The 16,576-nt window shown below is 72.3% G+C and carries 16 protein-coding genes; 6 read left to right on the forward strand and 10 right to left on the reverse strand.

Annotated elements, in window-relative coordinates:
- Window positions 1-122: 122 nt before the first annotated feature.
- The 5 genes from AC3EVP_RS26100 (at window position 123) to AC3EVP_RS26120 (ending at window position 5,384) form a co-directional block, all read left to right on the forward strand.
- A complete protein-coding gene (locus AC3EVP_RS26100; RefSeq protein ID WP_335971948.1) occupies window positions 123-950 on the forward strand; it encodes a maleylpyruvate isomerase family mycothiol-dependent enzyme in 828 nt (275 codons plus the stop codon).
- 329 nt (window positions 951-1,279) lie between these two features.
- Window positions 1,280-2,998: a sensor histidine kinase gene (locus AC3EVP_RS26105; protein WP_335971946.1), complete on the forward strand. Its 1,719-nt coding sequence runs from the start codon at window positions 1,280-1,282 to the stop codon at window positions 2,996-2,998.
- On the forward strand, window positions 2,995-3,429 hold the full coding sequence (locus tag AC3EVP_RS26110; RefSeq protein WP_335971944.1) for a roadblock/LC7 domain-containing protein: 435 nt from the start codon (window positions 2,995-2,997) through the stop codon (window positions 3,427-3,429). The genes AC3EVP_RS26105 and AC3EVP_RS26110 overlap by 4 nt, the downstream gene beginning before the upstream one ends.
- Window positions 3,426-3,791: a DUF742 domain-containing protein gene (locus AC3EVP_RS26115; protein ID WP_335971942.1), complete on the forward strand. Its 366-nt coding sequence runs from the start codon at window positions 3,426-3,428 to the stop codon at window positions 3,789-3,791. The genes AC3EVP_RS26110 and AC3EVP_RS26115 overlap by 4 nt, the downstream gene beginning before the upstream one ends.
- A 21-nt stretch (window positions 3,792-3,812) precedes the next feature.
- Entirely contained in the window at window positions 3,813-5,384 is a 1,572-nt protein-coding gene (locus AC3EVP_RS26120) for a cytochrome P450 family protein (RefSeq protein ID WP_435133722.1), read from the forward strand.
- A 100-nt stretch (window positions 5,385-5,484) separates the two neighbouring features.
- Here AC3EVP_RS26120 and AC3EVP_RS26125 read toward each other — a convergent pair whose 3' ends face one another.
- The 10 genes from AC3EVP_RS26125 to pdhA form a co-directional block, all read right to left on the reverse strand.
- Window positions 5,485-6,819 carry an MFS transporter gene (locus AC3EVP_RS26125; protein ID WP_435133724.1) on the reverse strand — a complete coding sequence of 445 codons (1,335 nt, stop codon included), beginning with the start codon at window positions 6,817-6,819 and terminating at the stop codon, window positions 5,485-5,487.
- A complete protein-coding gene (locus AC3EVP_RS26130) occupies window positions 6,816-7,460 on the reverse strand; it encodes a GntR family transcriptional regulator (RefSeq protein ID WP_335971937.1) in 645 nt (214 codons plus the stop codon). The genes AC3EVP_RS26125 and AC3EVP_RS26130 overlap by 4 nt, the downstream gene beginning before the upstream one ends.
- Before the next feature lie 111 nt (window positions 7,461-7,571).
- Window positions 7,572-8,594, reverse strand: coding sequence for a hypothetical protein (locus AC3EVP_RS26135; RefSeq protein ID WP_435133728.1), 1,023 nt, complete (start codon window positions 8,592-8,594; stop codon window positions 7,572-7,574).
- Entirely contained in the window at window positions 8,579-9,241 is a 663-nt protein-coding gene (locus AC3EVP_RS26140) for a hypothetical protein (protein WP_435133731.1), read from the reverse strand. The genes AC3EVP_RS26135 and AC3EVP_RS26140 overlap by 16 nt, the downstream gene beginning before the upstream one ends.
- A 200-nt stretch (window positions 9,242-9,441) precedes the next feature.
- Window positions 9,442-10,107 (reverse strand): hypothetical protein, encoded by a 666-nt coding sequence (locus AC3EVP_RS26145; protein WP_435133734.1) that lies wholly within the window; start codon window positions 10,105-10,107, stop codon window positions 9,442-9,444.
- A 47-nt stretch (window positions 10,108-10,154) separates the two neighbouring features.
- Window positions 10,155-10,892 (reverse strand): MHYT domain-containing protein, encoded by a 738-nt coding sequence (locus AC3EVP_RS26150; RefSeq protein ID WP_435133737.1) that lies wholly within the window; start codon window positions 10,890-10,892, stop codon window positions 10,155-10,157.
- Between the two features lie 248 nt (window positions 10,893-11,140).
- Window positions 11,141-11,335, reverse strand: a complete 195-nt coding sequence (locus AC3EVP_RS26155) for a hypothetical protein (RefSeq protein WP_335971925.1) — start codon at window positions 11,333-11,335, stop codon at window positions 11,141-11,143.
- Between the two features lie 165 nt (window positions 11,336-11,500).
- On the reverse strand, window positions 11,501-12,967 hold the full coding sequence (locus AC3EVP_RS26160) for a dihydrolipoamide acetyltransferase family protein (RefSeq protein WP_435133799.1): 1,467 nt from the start codon (window positions 12,965-12,967) through the stop codon (window positions 11,501-11,503).
- 19 nt (window positions 12,968-12,986) lie between these two features.
- On the reverse strand, window positions 12,987-13,961 hold the full coding sequence (locus AC3EVP_RS26165; protein ID WP_335971923.1) for an alpha-ketoacid dehydrogenase subunit beta: 975 nt from the start codon (window positions 13,959-13,961) through the stop codon (window positions 12,987-12,989).
- A 1-nt stretch (window position 13,962) separates the two neighbouring features.
- On the reverse strand, window positions 13,963-15,129 hold the full coding sequence (gene pdhA, locus AC3EVP_RS26170; protein WP_435133741.1) for a pyruvate dehydrogenase (acetyl-transferring) E1 component subunit alpha: 1,167 nt from the start codon (window positions 15,127-15,129) through the stop codon (window positions 13,963-13,965).
- A gap of 417 nt (window positions 15,130-15,546) precedes the next feature.
- Here pdhA and AC3EVP_RS26175 point away from each other — a divergent pair, with 417 nt between their 5' ends.
- The gene (locus tag AC3EVP_RS26175; protein WP_435133802.1) at window positions 15,547-16,563 is read left to right on the forward strand and encodes a phosphotransferase; all 1,017 of its coding nucleotides are present in this window, start codon (window positions 15,547-15,549) and stop codon (window positions 16,561-16,563) included.
- Window positions 16,564-16,576: the final 13 nt, after the last annotated feature.

The following is a 16,576-nucleotide window of genomic DNA, read 5'->3' on the forward strand; positions in this document are numbered from 1 at the left end:
CTACGTTGGGTCGTCGAAGTCGGGCCTACCATCGTCACTCGAAAGCACTGCGTGGGCGCCCGCGCGAAGACTAACTTAGGCGCCAAACCGCCACGACCGCGCACCGACCGTCGAGGGGTCCCGTGACCGTCCACCGCAAGATCCAGCCGTACATCGACGCCTGGACCCACTCCATAGAGTCCATCAACGAACTGGTCTCGCCGCTGCCGGAAGCCGAGTGGAACCGGCCCACCGACTGCCCGTACTGGTCCGTGCGCGACGTGGTCTCCCACGTCATCGGCTTCGAGTGCGAGATCCTCGGCGACCCGCGGCCGATCCACAGCCTGCCGAGCGACCTGCGGCACATCACCAGCGACCGCGCCCGCTACACCGAGGTCCCGGTCGACATCCGCCGCCACCACACCGCGCCGGAGATGACCTCCGAACTGGAGTACACCATCATCCGCCGCTCGCGGCAGCTGCGGAACGAGTCGCGCGAGCCCGACGCCGACGTGCGCGCGATCGGCGGCGGCGAGACCACCCTCGAAGAGCTGCTGTGGTCACGGGTGTTCGACGTGTGGGTGCACGAACAGGACCTGCGCCGGGCCCTGGACAAGCCCGGCAACCTCGCCTCGGCGGCGGCGGTGCTCTCCCGCGAGTTCGTGCTGCGCGCGCTGCCGAAGGTGGTCGCGCACGACGCGGGCGCCAAGCCCGGCTCCGCGGTGGTCTTCGACGTGCACGGCCCGCTGGAGTTCATGCGCACCGTCCGGGTCAACGCCGAGGGGCGCGGCACCATCGACTCCGCGGTCTCGCTCGGCCCGGCGGTCACCTTCGTGGTCGAGTGGGAGGCGTTCCTGCGGCTGCTGACCGGCCGGGTGAAGGCGGCGGCGGTGCCCGAGGACCGGCTGAAGATCGAGGGCGACGAGGAGCTGGCGCAGGCGATCCTGGCGAGGCTCGCGGTCACCGAATAACCGGACGGGACGGCGAACTCCCCCTGAACCAGGGCGAATCGGTGGCCGAAAGTGAATTCTTGCACGCGCGGTGATGATCCAGTAACAGTCCGGCGACCAATACCTCAAGTTTCGGGCATAGGACACGAGTTCGGCGAGTAGGGTGAGGCGAACTCATCCTGTTGCCGCCCGTACGTCAGCGTGACCCGGCACGGCGGTCGGCTTCCGGTCCGGCCATGGGGTATCGCCTGATGTCAGCTCAAGGCTCACCGTTACCGTCTCAGCCGCCGCGGCGCTCCGGCGGCGGATTCCGCGCAGCCGGACGTGCCGCACCACTCCCGCTCGCCGCGGTGGTCGCCGCCGGGGCGGCCGGCGCGTGGGCGGTGCGCCGCGCCGACGCCCAGGACCGCCCGCTGGTGGCCGCGACCGCCGCGCTGGCCGCGCTGCTGCTCGGCACCGCGGTCGCGCTGGCCGCCTCCCGCCGCCGCACGGTACGCCGACTGCGCGCCGAAGCGGCCGAGTTACGGGAGGACACCGCCCGCTCCGTGGCCCTGCACGCCGAGGCCACCCGGCAGGCGGCCGCCGAACTGGAGTCGTCCCGGCGGTCGTTGCGCGACGCGGAGGCGCGGCGGCGGGCGTGGGCCGAGACCGAGGCGTCGCTGCGCGGCGCACTGCGCACCCAGACGGCACGGGCCGCCGCGCTGGAGGAAGAGGCCGTACGGCTGGCGGAGGTGACGATCCCGCTCGCCGTCGAGCAGTTGCGCGAGGGCGGCTCCACCGGCACCGTCCTGGCCGCGCTGCCGCGCCCCGAAGGGCGCACCCACCAGCGGCTGCTGGAGGTGGCGGTGCGAGAGCTGGGAGCCGGGGAGCGCGCCCGGGCCGCGGGGATGGCCGCGTGCGCCAGTGCCGCCGCCCGGGTGCAGGCGCTGACCACCACCATGCTGGCCGACCTGCGCGAGATGGAGCAGCGGCACGACGAGAGCGTGCTGGACGACCTGCTGCGGCTGGACCACTACGCCGCCCAGACCGGCCGGCTCGCGGACAGCGTCGCGGTGCTCTCCGGCTCGCGCTCCGGGCGCCGCTGGACCCGGCCGATCGCGATGGAGAGCGTGCTGCGCGGCGCGATGGGCCGTATCCACGCCTACCGCCGGGTACGGCTGCACACCACGACCGGCGCGGCCGTCGCCGGGCACGCCGCCGAGGGCGTCATGCACGTCCTGGCCGAACTCATGGACAACGCCTGCAACTTCTCGCCGCCGTCGGAGGAGGTCCACGTCTACGTCCAGGAGTCGCACTCGGGTGTCGTGGTCACCGTCGAGGACGCCGGGCTCGCGATGCCCGCGGGCGACCTCGCCCGGATCGAGGGCCTGGTCTCGGGCGACCCGGCGGAGGCCGCGGGCGACCTGCTGCCCGGCCTGTCCGGCACCCGGATCGGGCTGACCGTGGTGGGGCGGCTCGCCCGCAAGCACGGCCTGCGGATCTCCTTCCGGCCGTCCTCGCGCGGCGGCACCGGCGTGGTCGTGCTGATCCCGTCGCGGATCGTCACCCGGGCCACCGAGGCGTACGGGCCGGGCCTCGAGCCGGCCGCCGGTCCCGGACCAGGCCGCGGGTACGAGCCCGCGCCCGGGACCTCCTACGGCACCGCGGTGGCCGGCGGGCGGTACGGCGACCGGACCGGCACCGACGTCGGCGCCGGCCACGACGGCTTCCCCGAGCCCGCACGGCCCGAGGAGATCGGGCACACCGGCCCCCACACCGCACCGGACGGGCGAGGCGCTCCCGCGGGCCCTGACGGCGGCGTACGGCCCGTACGGCCCCGTACCGCCGCCGGTCCGGAAGGCGGCGCCACGGGCGGCCCGGCCGACCCCGTCCACGTGCCGCTGCCGCGGCGCACCCGGGGCCGGGGCATGCCCGAGCCCGCGCCCGGGTACGACTCCTCCCCGTGGCCTACGGCGGGCCCGGCACCCGCCACGGGTGCCGACGCGGGCGCCCGGTTCGGCGCCTTCCGGGACGCGGCGACCGGACGGGACCGGGGCAGCGCCGACAGCGAAGGGGAGGGTGACCAGTGACGACGAACGGCACCGGAGGCGCCGGAGGCGACGTCTCCTTACTGCTCGAACGGTTCGTGGCCCTGACGCCCGGCGCCCGCCACGCGCTGCTGCTGTCCGCCGACGGCCTGAAGCTGCACTGGTCGCCCGAGCTGTCCGTGGACCGCGCCGACCAGCTCGCCGCGATCGCCTCGGGCATCCAGAGCCTGGTGCACGGCGCGTCCGTCGAGTTCGGCGACGGCACCGGCGGCGTACGGCAGTCCATGACCGACTTCCACGGCGGCGCGCTGTTCATCGTCGAGGCCGGCGCGGGCGCCCATCTGGCCGTCGTCGGCGAGGAGTCGGCGGACGCCCGGGCGATCGGCCGCGGCATGAACGACATCGTCGAGGCGGCTCGCGGCCCGCAGGGCACCCTGCCGGCGGCGGGCGTACGCGGGAAGCTCCCGGCATGAGAAGCGGGCCGATACGCGGGCCGGTCGACAGCGGCGCCCCGGACCGGCTCTACACCCTCACCGGCGGGCGGAGCGGCACCGGCACCAAGGGCTTCGACCTCGCCACCGTCATCGCCGCCCGCGGCGAACCGCTCCCCGGGATGCCCTCGGAGCACGTCCGCATCCTGCGGCTGTGCCGCCGCCCCATCGCCGTGCTCGAACTCTCCTCCCGGCTGGCCCTGCCGGTCGGCGTGGTGCGCGTGCTGCTCGCCGACCTCCTCACCGGGCAGCACATCACCGCGCACGCGCCCACCACCGCGGCGGAGTTGCTGCCCCCGTCCGACATGCTGAGGAAGGTCCTCCGTGCGCTGCACAACCTCTGATCCACGGAAGACACCCGCGCCATGACGCCGCCTCAGGAGTGGGAGCCGCAGCAGCAGGAGCCCCGGGAGCGGCGCGGCCGGGCGGACGAGGTGGTGCCGCCGCGCGGGCTCGCGCCTCAGGGGCGGATGCCGCAGGTGGGCGCGGCCGCGCGGCAGCGGCTCGCGGAGATACCCGGGCCGCAGCCGGTGCCGCCGTGGGGGCCGGCCGCGACGAGCGAACGGCCGCCCGGCCCCGTACCCGCGAGCGGCCCTGTTCCCGGGCCCGGCTCCGTATCCGCGCCCACCTCCGTGTCCGGGTCCCCGCCCGGTCCCGGTTCCGCGCCGGACCACCGGCCGGTCGCCCACGTGCCGCACCCGGCGGCGCCCGCGTTCGACCACGCCGACCCGGGCGCGTACTACCGGGCACTGCGCGAGGCGTACGGGCCGGTCGCGCCGGTGCTGCTGGACGGCGGGGTGCCCGCGTGGCTGGTGCTTGGCTACCACGAAGTCCAACTCGTCGCGGGAAACCCGGAGTTGTTCGGACGCGACCCGCGCCGCTGGCACGCCTGGGACCGGGTGCCCGCCGGGTGGCCGCTGCTGCCGCACGTGGCGCACACCCCGTCGGTCCGCTTCACCGAGGGCGCCGAGCACCAGCGGCGCGCAGGCGCGGTCGCGGACGTGCTCGGCGAGGTGGACCCGTACGAGCTGCGGCAGCGCGCCGAACGGGCCGCGGACGCCGCGGTGGACGCCTTCGCGGGCGCCGGGCGGGCGGAGTTGGTGGCGCAGTACGCCGAGCAGGTGCCGCTGCACGTCATGGCCGGGCTGTTCGGGCTGCGCCCGGACGAGACGGCGGCACTGGAACGGGACCTGGCCGGCCAGTACGGCTACGGCACCGCCGCGCCGCCCGCGCAGTGCCCGGCGCACCCGGGCGGTGCTCCGTCCGCGTCCGGGCCCGCCGCTTCCGCCGCGCGGTTGCGGACCATGCTGGAGGCGGTGCTCGCCCGGGTGCGGCGCGCTCCCGCGCCCGGCGCCGACCTGCCGTCCCGGCTGCTGGCGCACCCGGCCCGGCTCACCGACGAGGAGGTCGTGCAGGACCTGCTCACGATCATGGCGGCCGGGCGGCGGCCCACCGCCGACTGGATCGGCAACACGCTGCGGCTGCTGCTGACCGACGAGCGGTTCGCGCTCACCCTGTCCGGCGGGCGGCGGAGCATCGCGCAGGCGCTGGCGGAGGTGCTGTGGAGCGATCCGCCCGTGCAGAACGTGATCGGGCGCTGGGCCACCCGCGACACCCAGCTGGGCGGGCGCGCCGTACGGCGCGGCGACTGCCTCGTGCTCGGGCTCGCCGCCGCCAACGCCGATCCCCGGGTGCACCCGGCGCTGCCCGGCGGTGCCGTCGGCAACCACGCGCACCTGTCCTTCAGCCACGGCGCCCACCGCTGTCCGGCGCCCGCGCCCCAACTGGCGGAGATCGTCGCGACCACGGCCCTGGAGATCCTGCTCGACCGCATCCCGGATCTGGCGCCGGCGCTGGCCTCGGCCGAACTCCCCTGGCGCCCTTCCCTCTGGCAGCGCGGCCCCGCCGCGCTCCCGGTCACCTTCACCCCGCTGTAGGGGCGCGGGGAACGGCGCGACAAGCCACCGTGCACCGCAAGGTCCGGCACCCGCAGGACGGGGCATCCCGGGGGGCAACCCACCACCGGCAGGTGGTCCCTCAGCCGACGGAGCCGGGCAACCCGGGGGGTCCCGTCGGCGCATGACTGCGGTGGACGCTCTCCACGCGGCTGGCCGCGACCCGTTCGCGTTCGAGCCGGGCGGTGCGGCGCCGCAGCCGCAGGATCTGGGTGGTGCCGAGGAGTTGGAGCACGAAGACGCTGCTCCAGGCCACGCGGTAGTCGTCGTGGGTGGCGTCCAGGAGCAGCCCGATCGCCAGGAGGGTCACCATCGACGCGGTGAAACCGCCGATGTTGACGATCCCGGAGGCGGTGCCGAACCGCTCGGGCGGGTTGGCCGGGCGGGCGAAGTCGAAGCCGATCATCGAGCCGGGCCCGCACGCGCCGAGCACCACGCACAGCACGACGAGCAGCCACAGCGGGTCGTGCCCGCCGGGCCACGCCAGCACCGCCGCCCAGGCGAGGGCGGTCGCGCCAATCACCCCGAGCGTCAGCGGCATCCGGACGCCGTGGTGCCGGGCGATGAGCTGCCCGAAGAGCATGCCGAACACCATGTTCGCGACGACCACCAGCGTCAGCAGCGTGCCCGCGCTGCCCCGCGACAGCCCCTGGTCCTCGACGAGGAACGGCATCCCCCACAGCAGCAGGAACACCATCCCGGAGAACTGCGTGGTGAAGTGCGTCCACATCCCCAGCCGGGTGCCGGGCTCCCGCCAGGCGTCGGCGATCTGCCGCCGCACGTACGCGGTCCCGACGTGCTCGACGGGCGCGGGGGCGTGGCCGTCGGGGTGGTCCTGGAGCAGCAGCGCGACCAGGACCAGGACGAACGCGCCGCCGATCGCGGTGCCGAGGAAGGTCGGGGTCCAGCCGGCGGAGTGCAGCAGCCGCGAGAGCGCCACCGTGGAGACCAGGTTGCCCGCGACGCCGAAGAGCGCGGCGCCCTGCGCCACCATCGGCCCGCGCCGGGCGGGGAACCAGCGCGAGCCCAGCCGCAGCACGCTCACGAACGTCATCGCGTCGCCGCAGCCGAGCACCGCGCGGGCGGCGAGCGCGGTGCCGTAGGAGTGGGAGAGCGCGAACGCGCCCTGCCCGGCGGTGAAGAGGACCGCGCCGAGCATCAGCACCTTCTTCGTGCCGAGCGAGTCCACCATCAGGCCGACGGGTATCTGCATGCCCGCGTAGACGAGCACCTGGAGGATGGAGAACGACGACAGTTCGGAGGCGCCGATGTGGAAGCGGGCGGCGGCGTCGATCCCGGCGACGCCGAGGCTGGTGCGGTGGACGACGGCCACGAGGTAGACGAGGGTACCCACTCCCCACACGAGGGTGGCCCGGCGGCCGCCCGGTGGGTCCCCCGGCAGCGGCTTCGCGGTCACGACTCGCCCCGGGCCAGCGTGTTGACCCAGGACACGTGCCGGTCGACGACTATCGCCGCGGTCCGCTCGTCGCCGTCCCGCAGCGCCTGGAGGATCTCGGTGTGCTCGACGATGTTCTTCGCCACCCGGCTCGGCTCGGCGTGCATCGTGGCGACCCCCATCCGCAACTGGCGGTCCCGCAGCTGGTCGTAGAGGTGCGCGAGGATGCGGTTGCCCGCCGCGCGGACGATCTCCGCGTGGAAGGTGCGGTCCGCGACGGCGAAGGCGGCCAGGTCGCCGGCGGCGGCGTGCGCGCGCTGCTCGGCGAGCGAGTCCTCCAACTGGCCGATCAGCCCGGCGGGTACGGCCGGCACCACCTTGGCGACCGCGTGCTGCTCGACCAGCAGCCGGGTCTCGACCACGTCGGCGATCTCCTGCGCGGAGACCGGCAGGACCAGCGCGCCCTTCTTCGGATACAGCTTGAGCAGGCCCTCGGCCTCCAGCCGCAGCAGGGCCTCCCGCACCGGGGTGCGCGAGACCCCGACCGCCTCGGCGAGGTCGCCCTCGGTCAGCAGCGTCCCGCCCTCGTAAGAGCGGTCCAGCACCCCGCTCTTCACATGGAGGTAGACCCGCTCGGCGGCGGGCGGCGACTTCGTATCCATAATGCGCACATCATAGATACAACACACAAGCAGACGATAGCCCTTCAGGCGGCAGGCATACGTCGAGCCGGGGCCGGGGATGTCCCCCGACCCCGGCTCATTGCCGTGCGCTCAGCGGTTGACGGTCTGGATCTCCTCCACCGTCACCGGCTGCTCGGACTGCGACATCCCGTCGGGCAGCGCGGTCCCCGCGGGCTGCACGTCGGCGGTCGGCGTCCACCACACCTTCCACGTCATGGCCGCGGTGAACGTGTAGTTCCCCGAACTGGCCTTGGTGTACGTGACGTTGCAGGACGCGCCGGACGTGTCCAGCGACGCGCCCGTGCCCGACTGGCTGAACCGGTAGTCGCAGCTCTGCGGGCTCGCGTACTGCGTGCCCGCCTCCACGTGCAGGCTGTACGGCTGCGCCACCACCGTGGCCGCGACCGCGTCGCCGTTCGGCTCGGTCAGCTGCGCGGTCACCGACACCTGGGCGTCGGTCTCCTTGAAGTCCACGTACGTCGGCAGGTTCACCTTCTGGTTGCCCGGCTGCGGGCTCAGCTTGACGCCCTTGGTGGGCAGCTTCAGCTGGCCGTACGCCGCCTTGGCCAGCACCTCGGGGGATATCGCGCCCTGGGGCGGGTCCGCCGGCGGCTCCCACATCCACCCGGTGCTGTACGGGCAGGTCGCGCCCGGCTCGTTGAGCGCGTTGTCGTCCCAGGTCAGCACCCACCAACTACCGTCGTCGCCCTTGTGGTACTTGATGTCGTTCATGTCCGACTGAACTTCGTTGTAGTACGTGTAGACGGTACCCGCGCCCTCCTGGCCGGCCGCGATATACCGACGATCGATCTCGTCCTTGAACTCGTCCGGCGTGAAACTCGTGTACCAGCACACCGGCGGCGAGAAGTTCGCGTCCGACGAGGTCACCGGCGTCGAGCCGTCCCCCTCCCCGTTCCCGCGGTGCGTATAACTCACGTGCACCTGGTACGAGGTGCCGCCACCGGAAGCAGTGCTGCTCGATGAGCTCGTGTCACCGTAGCCCTTGCCCGTCTTGGCGACCGCTCCCTCGGCGGTGCCGGCCAGCACGGAGACGCAGACGAGGGTGACGGCAGCGCCGCGGGTCAGTCGACGTACTGTCAGGCGATCTGGCACTGCTTCGCTCCGTTCTGCCACGTATGGTCGTATGCCTGCCATTCTCCTGTGGAACTCTTGGTCATGGTCAGCGTCCACAGGTTGAAGTCCTCCAAGGACGGCGTGGTCACGTCGACCTTGCCCGTCTTGGCGTCCTTGCCGTACGCCTTCCGCTGGTCCTCGCAGTACTGGACCGCCAGGTTCCCGGTCGAGAGGGTCTTCACCACCGGCTTGTAGTAGTTGAAGGTCCCGGTGACGACACTGCCGTCCTTGCCTTGCGCGATCAGCGAATCGGCGAACTCCGCACCGTGCTCGCCGGTCCAGAACCGTTTGAAGAACGCCGGTTCCTTGGTGTAGACCCTCGCCGTGAACTCGACCACGGCCGTCGCCGCGTAGGTGGCGTCCTTGAGTGCGGCCTTTTTCGTCGGGTCGCTGCTGTCGAACCCGTCGAAATTGATCTTGATGTCCGACGGAAGGTCGAACTTCGGCGCTGTGGGGCCTGCCGCCTGGGTCGGAGACGCGGTGGTCGCCGTCGCCGAGGCACTGCCCGTCGGGCTGTCCGACGAGCTGATCTTGTCCGAGCTGTTGGAGCCACCGCCACAAGCAGCCAGCAGGAGCGCGGCCGCAGCCGCAGTGACCGCGGCGACGGGCAGGGAAGAGCGGGTCACGATGACATCCCCCGTGAGATACCTGTACGTAAACAGAGTTGGCACCTCGACGCTACCGGCGCCACCCCAGCGACCGGAAGCGCCCCTCCCACAACTGTGACCCGCCCGGCACAACACCGGCGCCCTGGAGTCAGGCGTCGGTGTCCAACGACGTCACCGACGTCGAGTACGGGCGACCGTGCGACGCGCGGTGCGTCCGCTCAGTCCGCCTGGCACTTCTTCACCCCGTGTACCCTGCTGTAGTCGATGACCTGCCACTCGCCGGACGACGCCTTGCTCATGACGTACGTCCAGGAGTTGTAGCTGCGCAGCGACGGCTCGGTCACCGTCACCTTGCCGGTCTTCGCGTCCTTGTCGTACGCCTTGCTCTGGTCCTCACAGAAGAAGACGTTCACCGAGCCCGCCGCCTTGTTGACCGTCACCTTCGGCCCGTAATAGCGGATGGTGCCGGTGGCGACCTTGCCCGTCCGCGCGTACGAGATCATCTGGTCCGCCAGCGCCGCGCCATGATCGCCGGTGAAGAACCGCTTGAGGTTCGGCGTCTCCGCGAGCTTGCCCAGCGCCTCCGTCTCCACCACCGACGTGGCCGCGTACGTCGCGTCCAGCAGCACCGCCTTGTTCGTCGGGTCGCTGCTGGTGAAGCCGGTGAAGTTCACCTTGATGTCCGACGGAAGGTCGAACGTCGGCGCTGTCGGGCCTGCCGCCTGGGTCGGGGACGCGGTGGTCGCCGTCGCCGAGGCGCTGCCCGGCGGGCTGTCCGACGAGCTGGCCTTGTCCGAGCTGGTGGAGCCGCCGCCGCAGGCGGCCAGCAGGAGCGCGGCCGCGGCCGCGGTGACCGCGGCGACGGGCAGCGAAGAGCGGGTCACGATGACATCCCCCCGTGAGACGTCTCTATGTCAAGAGAGTTGGCACGCTACCAGCGGTCGGGGGTGGATACGTCGTCCAGGGTGTTCATCAGGACGGCGAAGGAGACGAGCAGGATGATCAGGGTGAGGCCGACGATGAGGGGGAGGACGAAGGCGGAGGAGGAGACGCCGGCGGTGGAGGTGGTGCCGTCGGTGGTGGCCGTGACGGCCTCCATACCGGTGTAGTGCATCGCACTGATCGCGAACGCCATGACCAGCGCCGCACCGGTGATGGCCACGCGGCCGCGCACCCGCAGGGTCGCCCACAGCGCGGCGGTCGCCGCCACGACGGCGATGACGACCGAGAGGGCCACCACGGCGGGGTCGTAGGAGAGCGAACCGGGCAGCCGGATCGCGCGCATGCCCAGGTAGTGCATACCGGCGACGCCGAGCCCGGCCAGGACGCCGCCGCCGAGCAGGTGGTGCAAGGCGTCGCGGCGGCCGGCGACGTGCATGCCGACACCGACGACGACCACCGCCAGCAGCCAGCTCAGCGCGGTGAGGGCGACCTCGTAGCGCAGGTCGGCGCCGTCCACCTCGTACCCGAGCATCGCCACGAAGTGCATGCCCCATATCCCGCTGCCCAGTGAAACCGCGCCGGCCGCCAACCAGCCTTTTCCACGGCCCGGTCCGACCACCCGGAGCCGGCCGGCACACGACAGCCCCAGCACCGAGCCGATGAAAGCGATCAGGTACGCGGTGGCCGGATACCACGAACTGGACCAGAGTTGCGCGTGGTGCGTCATGGCGCACGCCCTCCCAAGGAATTCCCCGCCGCACACGGCTCCGGCACCGTCCCGGCCGGCTCACCACGGGCGTTCAATGGGAGATTTCTATCACCGCGATGGCCGAAAAAAGCCCCCCGGAAAGGAAAAGAGGACGTGACGTCGATCCTGTCCGCGGGCGAACTCGAACCGGCGATCTTGAAGGGCGGGTTGCGCGGGAAACACGGATACGCGTGGGAATTGCGAGGCGTTTTCGCGGCGGCGTTTCTTTACGGGTGGATGGTGCCGACGAGGGAGGCGGTGGACACGAGGGTGGACTGGATCGTGGGGGCGAGGCTGGAGGAGGCGAGGCAGAAGCCGAGGAGGGTGCAGGTGATGGCATGGCTCGGCTTGAGCGAGCGGTTGTGCATCTGCATTCCGGCCAGAAGCAGGAGCAGCAGGACGACGGAGACAGAGACGACCATACGGTCGATGGCAGCACAAAAGGTGCGGAAAGTGGGGGCGACACGCACGTGCGGCGGGCCGGGGCGTCCACACGCCCGGGCCCGCCGCACGAAAGGGTGTTCAGCCGGCGCCCGCCGGCCGGGCGACCGCTACGACCGCTACGACCGCTACGACCGCTACGACCGCTACGACCAGGTGATCAGCCGCTTGGGCTGTTCGAGGACCGCCGCGATGTCGCCGAGCACCTTCGAACCCAGCTCGCCATCGACCAGCCGGTGGTCGAAGGAAAGCGCCAGGGTGGTGACGTGCCGCGCCTTCACCTTGCCCTTGTGCACCCAGGGTTGGAGCTTGACCGCCCCGAACGCGAGGATCGCGGACTCCCCCGGGTTGAGGATCGGCGTGCCGGTGTCGACGCCGAAGACACCGACGTTGGTGATGGTGACGGTGCCGCCCTGCATCGCGGCGGGCGAGGTCTTCCCCTCGCGCGCCGTGCTGACCAACTCGCCCAGCGCGGACGCCAGTTCCGGCAGCGTCTTGTCGTGGGCGTCCTTGATGTTCGGCACCACCAGACCGCGCGGGGTGGCCGCGGCGATGCCCAGGTTCACATAGGACTTCCGGACGATCTCCTGGTTCGCCTCGTCCCAGGCGGAGTTGATCTCCGGGTTGCGGCGGATCGCCACCAGCAGCGCCTTGGCGACCAGCAGCAGCGGGCTGACCTTGAGGCCCGCGAACGCCGGATCGGCCTTCAGCTCCTGCACCAGCTTCATCGTCTTCGTGATGTCGAAGGTCACGAACTCGGTGACGTGGGGCGCGGTGAAGGCGCTGGCGACCATCGCCTGGGCGGTGGCCTTGCGGACGCCCTTGATCGGCACCCGGGTCTCGCGGGCGCCGGAGGAGGCGATGCCGAAGGCCGCAGCGGCCTCGCCGGTGTCGGCGGTCTCCGGCAGCGGCAGCCGGGCCGGCGGCGCGGCGGCGGCCCGGATGTCCTCGCGGGTCACCTCGCCGTGCGCCCCGGTGGGCTCCACCATGGCCAGGTCGACGCCCAGTTCCTTGGCGAGCTTGCGCACCGGCGGCTTGGCGAGCGGCCGCTGCGCGCCGGGCACCGGCCCCGCCGCCGAGGGCGCGGCGGCTGGAGAGGGGGCAGGGGCGGATGCGGGCGCGGGCGCGGGCGCCGCCTGCCCGTTGAGCTGCTGCGCGCCCGCCTGCTGCTTGCGCGGCCGCCGGGTCGTCGACGACGGCGCGACCCCGTAGCCGACCAGCACCGCCTTGCGTTCCACCGCCGGCTCCGGCGCGGCCTCGACCGGGGCCTCGGCGGCGGCCGAGGCCGCCTCGCCCCCGTCCGTCACGGCGCCCCCGGCATCCCCCGCGCCGTCAGCGCCATCCGCGCCGTCGGCACCCCCCGCGTCCACCACGATGATCGGCGTGCCCACGTCCACCGTGGTGCCCTCGTCGAAGCGGATCTCGCTGACCACCCCGTCGAACGGGATCGGCAGCTCCACCGCCGCCTTCGCCGTCTCGACCTCGCAGATCACCTGCCCGTCGGTGACCGCGTCCCCGACGCCCACGTACCACTTGAGGATCTCCGCCTCGGTCAGGCCCTCGCCGACGTCCGGCATCCTGAACTCGCGAAAGCGCTGCGCCTGTACGGCCATGATCGTCACAACCCTCTCCTCAGTACGCCAGCACGCGGTCGACGGCGTCGAGTACGCGGTCAAGACCGGGCAGGTACTCGTCTTCCAGCCTGGCCGGCGGGTACGGCGCGTGGAAACCGCCCACCCGCAGCACCGGCGCCTCCATGGCGTAGAAGCAGCGCTCGGTGATCCGGGCGGCGATCTCCGCGCCGGAGCCGAAGAAGACCGGCGCCTCGTGCACCACGACCAGCCGGCCGGTCTTCTCCACCGACGCCTGCACGGTGTCGAAGTCGATCGGCGAGATCGAGCGCAGGTCCACCACTTCCACGCTGCGGCCCTCGTTCGCCGCCGCGGCCGCCGCCTCCAGGCACACCTTCACCATCGGCCCGTACGCCACCAGGGTGACGTCAGTGCCCTCCTGGGCCACCGCGGCCTTGTGCAGCCCGGCGGGCACGGCCGAGACGGCCACCTCGCCCTTGTCCCAGTAGCGGCGCTTGGGCTCGAAGAAGATCACCGGGTCGTCGCACTCGATGGCCTGCCGCATCATCCAGTACGCGTCCGACGCGTTGGACGGCGAGACCACCTTCAGCCCGGCGATGTGCGCGAAGAGCGTCTCCGGGGACTCGCTGTGGTGCTCGACCGCGCCGATGCCGCCGCCGTACGGGATGCGGATGACGATCGGCAGCTTGATCTTGCCGAGCGCCCGGGCGTGCATCTTCGCCAGCTGCGTGACGATCTGGTCGTACGCCGGGAAGACGAACCCGTCGAACTGGATCTCCACCACCGGGCGGTAGCCGCGCAGCGCCAGGCCGATCGCGGTGCCCACGATGCCGGACTCGGCGAGCGGGGTGTCGATCACCCGGCCCTCGCCGAAGTCCTTGAACAGGCCGTCGGTGATCCGGAAGACGCCGCCGAGCCGGCCGACGTCCTCCCCCATCACCAGGACCTTCGGGTCGTTCTCCAGTGACGTGCGCAACGACTCGTTGAGCGCCTTCGCGATGGCCATCTGCGTCATGTCAGTGCCCCTTTCCGGCGCTGCCGGCGCCGTGGCCCGCTGCGGGGGCGTCCTCGAAGGAGTCCAGGTACTCGGCGAACTGCGCGCGCTCCTCGTCCACCAGCGCGTGCCCGTCGGCGTAGATGTGCTCGAAGACCGCCATCTTGTCGGGGTCGGGCATGCCGCGCACCCCGTCCCTGACCCGCTTGGCCAGGACGTCGCTCTCGGCCTCGACGCTCGCGTAGAACTCCTCGTCGGCCAGGTCCTGCTTGTCGAGGTAGGTGCGCAGCCGGGCGATCGGGTCCTTCGACGCCCACTCCTCGCGCTCCTCGTCGGCGCGGTAGCGCGTCGGGTCGTCGGTGGTGGTGTGGGCGCCCATCCGGTAGGTGAACGCCTCGACGAGCATCGGGCCCTGCCCGCTGCGGGCGTGGTCCAAGGCGGCCCGGGTCACCGCGAGCACCGCGAGCACGTCGTTGCCGTCCACCCGGACGCCCGGGAAACCGAATCCGGCCGCGCGCTGGTAGATCGGCACGCGGGACTGCTTCTCGGTCGGCTCGGAGATCGCCCACTGGTTGTTCTGGCAGAAGAACACCACCGGCGCGTTGTAGACCGCCGCGAAGGTGAAGGCCTCGGCCACGTCGCCCTGGCTGGAGGCGCCGTCGCCGAAGTACGCGATCACCCCGGCGTCCGCGCCGTCCTTGGCGACGCCCATCGCGTAGCCGGTCGCGTGCAGCACCTGCGAGCCGATGACGATCGTGTACAGGTGGAAGTTGTTCTCGTTCGGGTCCCACCCGCCGTGGTTGACCCCGCGGAACATGCCCAGCAGGTTCAGCGGGTCCACGTCCCGGGTCCAGGCGACACCGTGCTCGCGGTAGGTCGGGAAGATGTAGTCGTCGGGGCGGGTGGCCCGGCCGGAGCCGATCTGGGCGGCCTCCTGGCCGAGCAACGACGCCCACAGCCCCAGCTCGCCCTGCCGCTGCAAGGTGATCGCCTCGGCGTCGAACCGCCGGGTCAGCACCATGTCCCGGTACAGGCCACGCAGCTCGTCCGGGGTCAGGTCGATGGAGTACGCGTCGTGCTCGACGCGTTCGCCTTCCGGGGTCAGTAGTTGTACGAGCTCGGGCTCGCCCCCACGGCGCTTCGCGCGGCCGCGGCTACTGCTCCGCGCGGCGGTGCTCTTCACGCTCACGTTCGCTCCTCCGTCTGTCCGGCCCCCGGGATCTGCCGGAGAACCAGTGCGGCTGACCAGGTCCGGCGGGACGCACGGGGTATGTGCGGCATGACCGGGCCAGGCGTGACAACGCCCCGGCGAATGGCCTGCAAAGCAGACGTTACCTATATCCGGAAGCCTTCGCGTACACCGAGGGCACACTTTCTGACCTGCGGTTTTGCTTGGATTTCCTAGTAGTCCGCGTTACCGCAGGCCATGACCGGGACACCGGCACCGTATCCCGATCGGGAAAACTCCGTAAGGGGTGAACGGCACGGAGCGCCGTCAGGTTCCGGCCACCGGCGCGAACGCGACCAGCCGGACATAGCAGACGCAAGGCCACCGCCGCCACTCGCGCCGGCCGGAGCCGCCAGTTGATCTACGCTGAGCCGCGTGATGGGCACGGCACAGCGGCCGCCCGCACTGACCGCCCTGTTACGCCGCTACGACCGTGCGGCAACCCTGCTGACCTGCGAACGCGTTCCGCGCGGGTTACTCAACCGGGGCTGGCGGATCACGACGAACAGCGGCCGCTTCTTTCTGAAACAGTACGTCGCCGCGGACACCGCGGCCCCCGCGGTGATCGCCCGGCAGCACCACGCGACGCGCAGGCTCGTCCGGATCGGACTGCCCGCGGCCGCGCCGCTGCACGACCGGGACGGCGCCACCGTCACGGTGGTCGACGGCCACGGCTACGCGCTCTTCCCGTGGGTCGAGGGCCGCCACCGCGAGGGCACCGAACTCTCCGCCTGCCAGTCCCGCCGGCTCGGCGCGCTGCTCGGCATGGTGCACACCGGGCTGGCCGACACCCAGCCGCCGCCCCCGGCCGGGCCGCACCCCAGCGCCGACCCCGACCGTACCCACGAGCAGATCGACCAGCTGCTGGCGCTGGTGCGCGGGCACCGCCCGTACGACGCGTTCGACGCGCTCGCCGAGCACCGGCTGCTCGAACGCCGCGAGTTGCTGCGCCGCTACGCGCACCGGCGGCCGCCGGACGCCGACGGCACGGTCAGCGGCTGGGTGCACGGCGACTTCCACCCGCTCAACGTGCTCTACCGCGGCGAGGAGCCCGCCGCGATCATCGACTGGGACCGGCTCGGCGTCCACCCGCGCGCCGAGGAGGCGGTGCGGGCGGCCGTCATCTTCTTCGTGCACCCCGCCGACGGGCGGCTCGACCTGGCGAAGATCCGGGGGTACGCCCGGGCGTACCGGCGGGCGGCGGGGATCGCCGCGGCCGAATTGTCCGCGGCGGTGCACCGCGTGTGGTGGGAGCGGCTCAACGACTTCTGGATGCTGAACTGGCGCTACCAGCACCGCGACCGCCGCTCCGATCCCCTCTTCCCGGCGGCGTCCGCGCTGGCGGTGTGGTGGACGGAGGAGTACGCCCGCGTGTGCGAGGCGTTCACGGGGTGAGCGCGGCGGGGGG

The organism is Actinacidiphila sp. bgisy144 (assembly GCF_057708105.1).

Coding starts and splice junctions, on each gene's coding strand:
- AC3EVP_RS26120 (WP_435133722.1), top strand. CDS start 3,813: ATGACGCCGCCTCAGGAGTGGGAGCCGCAGCAGCAGGAGCCCCGGGAG.
- AC3EVP_RS26165 (WP_335971923.1), bottom strand. CDS start 13,961: ATGACGCAGATGGCCATCGCGAAGGCGCTCAACGAGTCGTTGCGCACG.
- AC3EVP_RS26115 (WP_335971942.1), top strand. CDS start 3,426: ATGAGAAGCGGGCCGATACGCGGGCCGGTCGACAGCGGCGCCCCGGAC.
- AC3EVP_RS26160 (WP_435133799.1), bottom strand. CDS start 12,967: ATGGCCGTACAGGCGCAGCGCTTTCGCGAGTTCAGGATGCCGGACGTC.
- AC3EVP_RS26150 (WP_435133737.1), bottom strand. CDS start 10,892: ATGACGCACCACGCGCAACTCTGGTCCAGTTCGTGGTATCCGGCCACC.
- AC3EVP_RS26175 (WP_435133802.1), top strand. CDS start 15,547: ATGGGCACGGCACAGCGGCCGCCCGCACTGACCGCCCTGTTACGCCGC.
- AC3EVP_RS26155 (WP_335971925.1), bottom strand. CDS start 11,335: ATGGTCGTCTCTGTCTCCGTCGTCCTGCTGCTCCTGCTTCTGGCCGGA.
- AC3EVP_RS26130 (WP_335971937.1), bottom strand. CDS start 7,460: ATGGATACGAAGTCGCCGCCCGCCGCCGAGCGGGTCTACCTCCATGTG.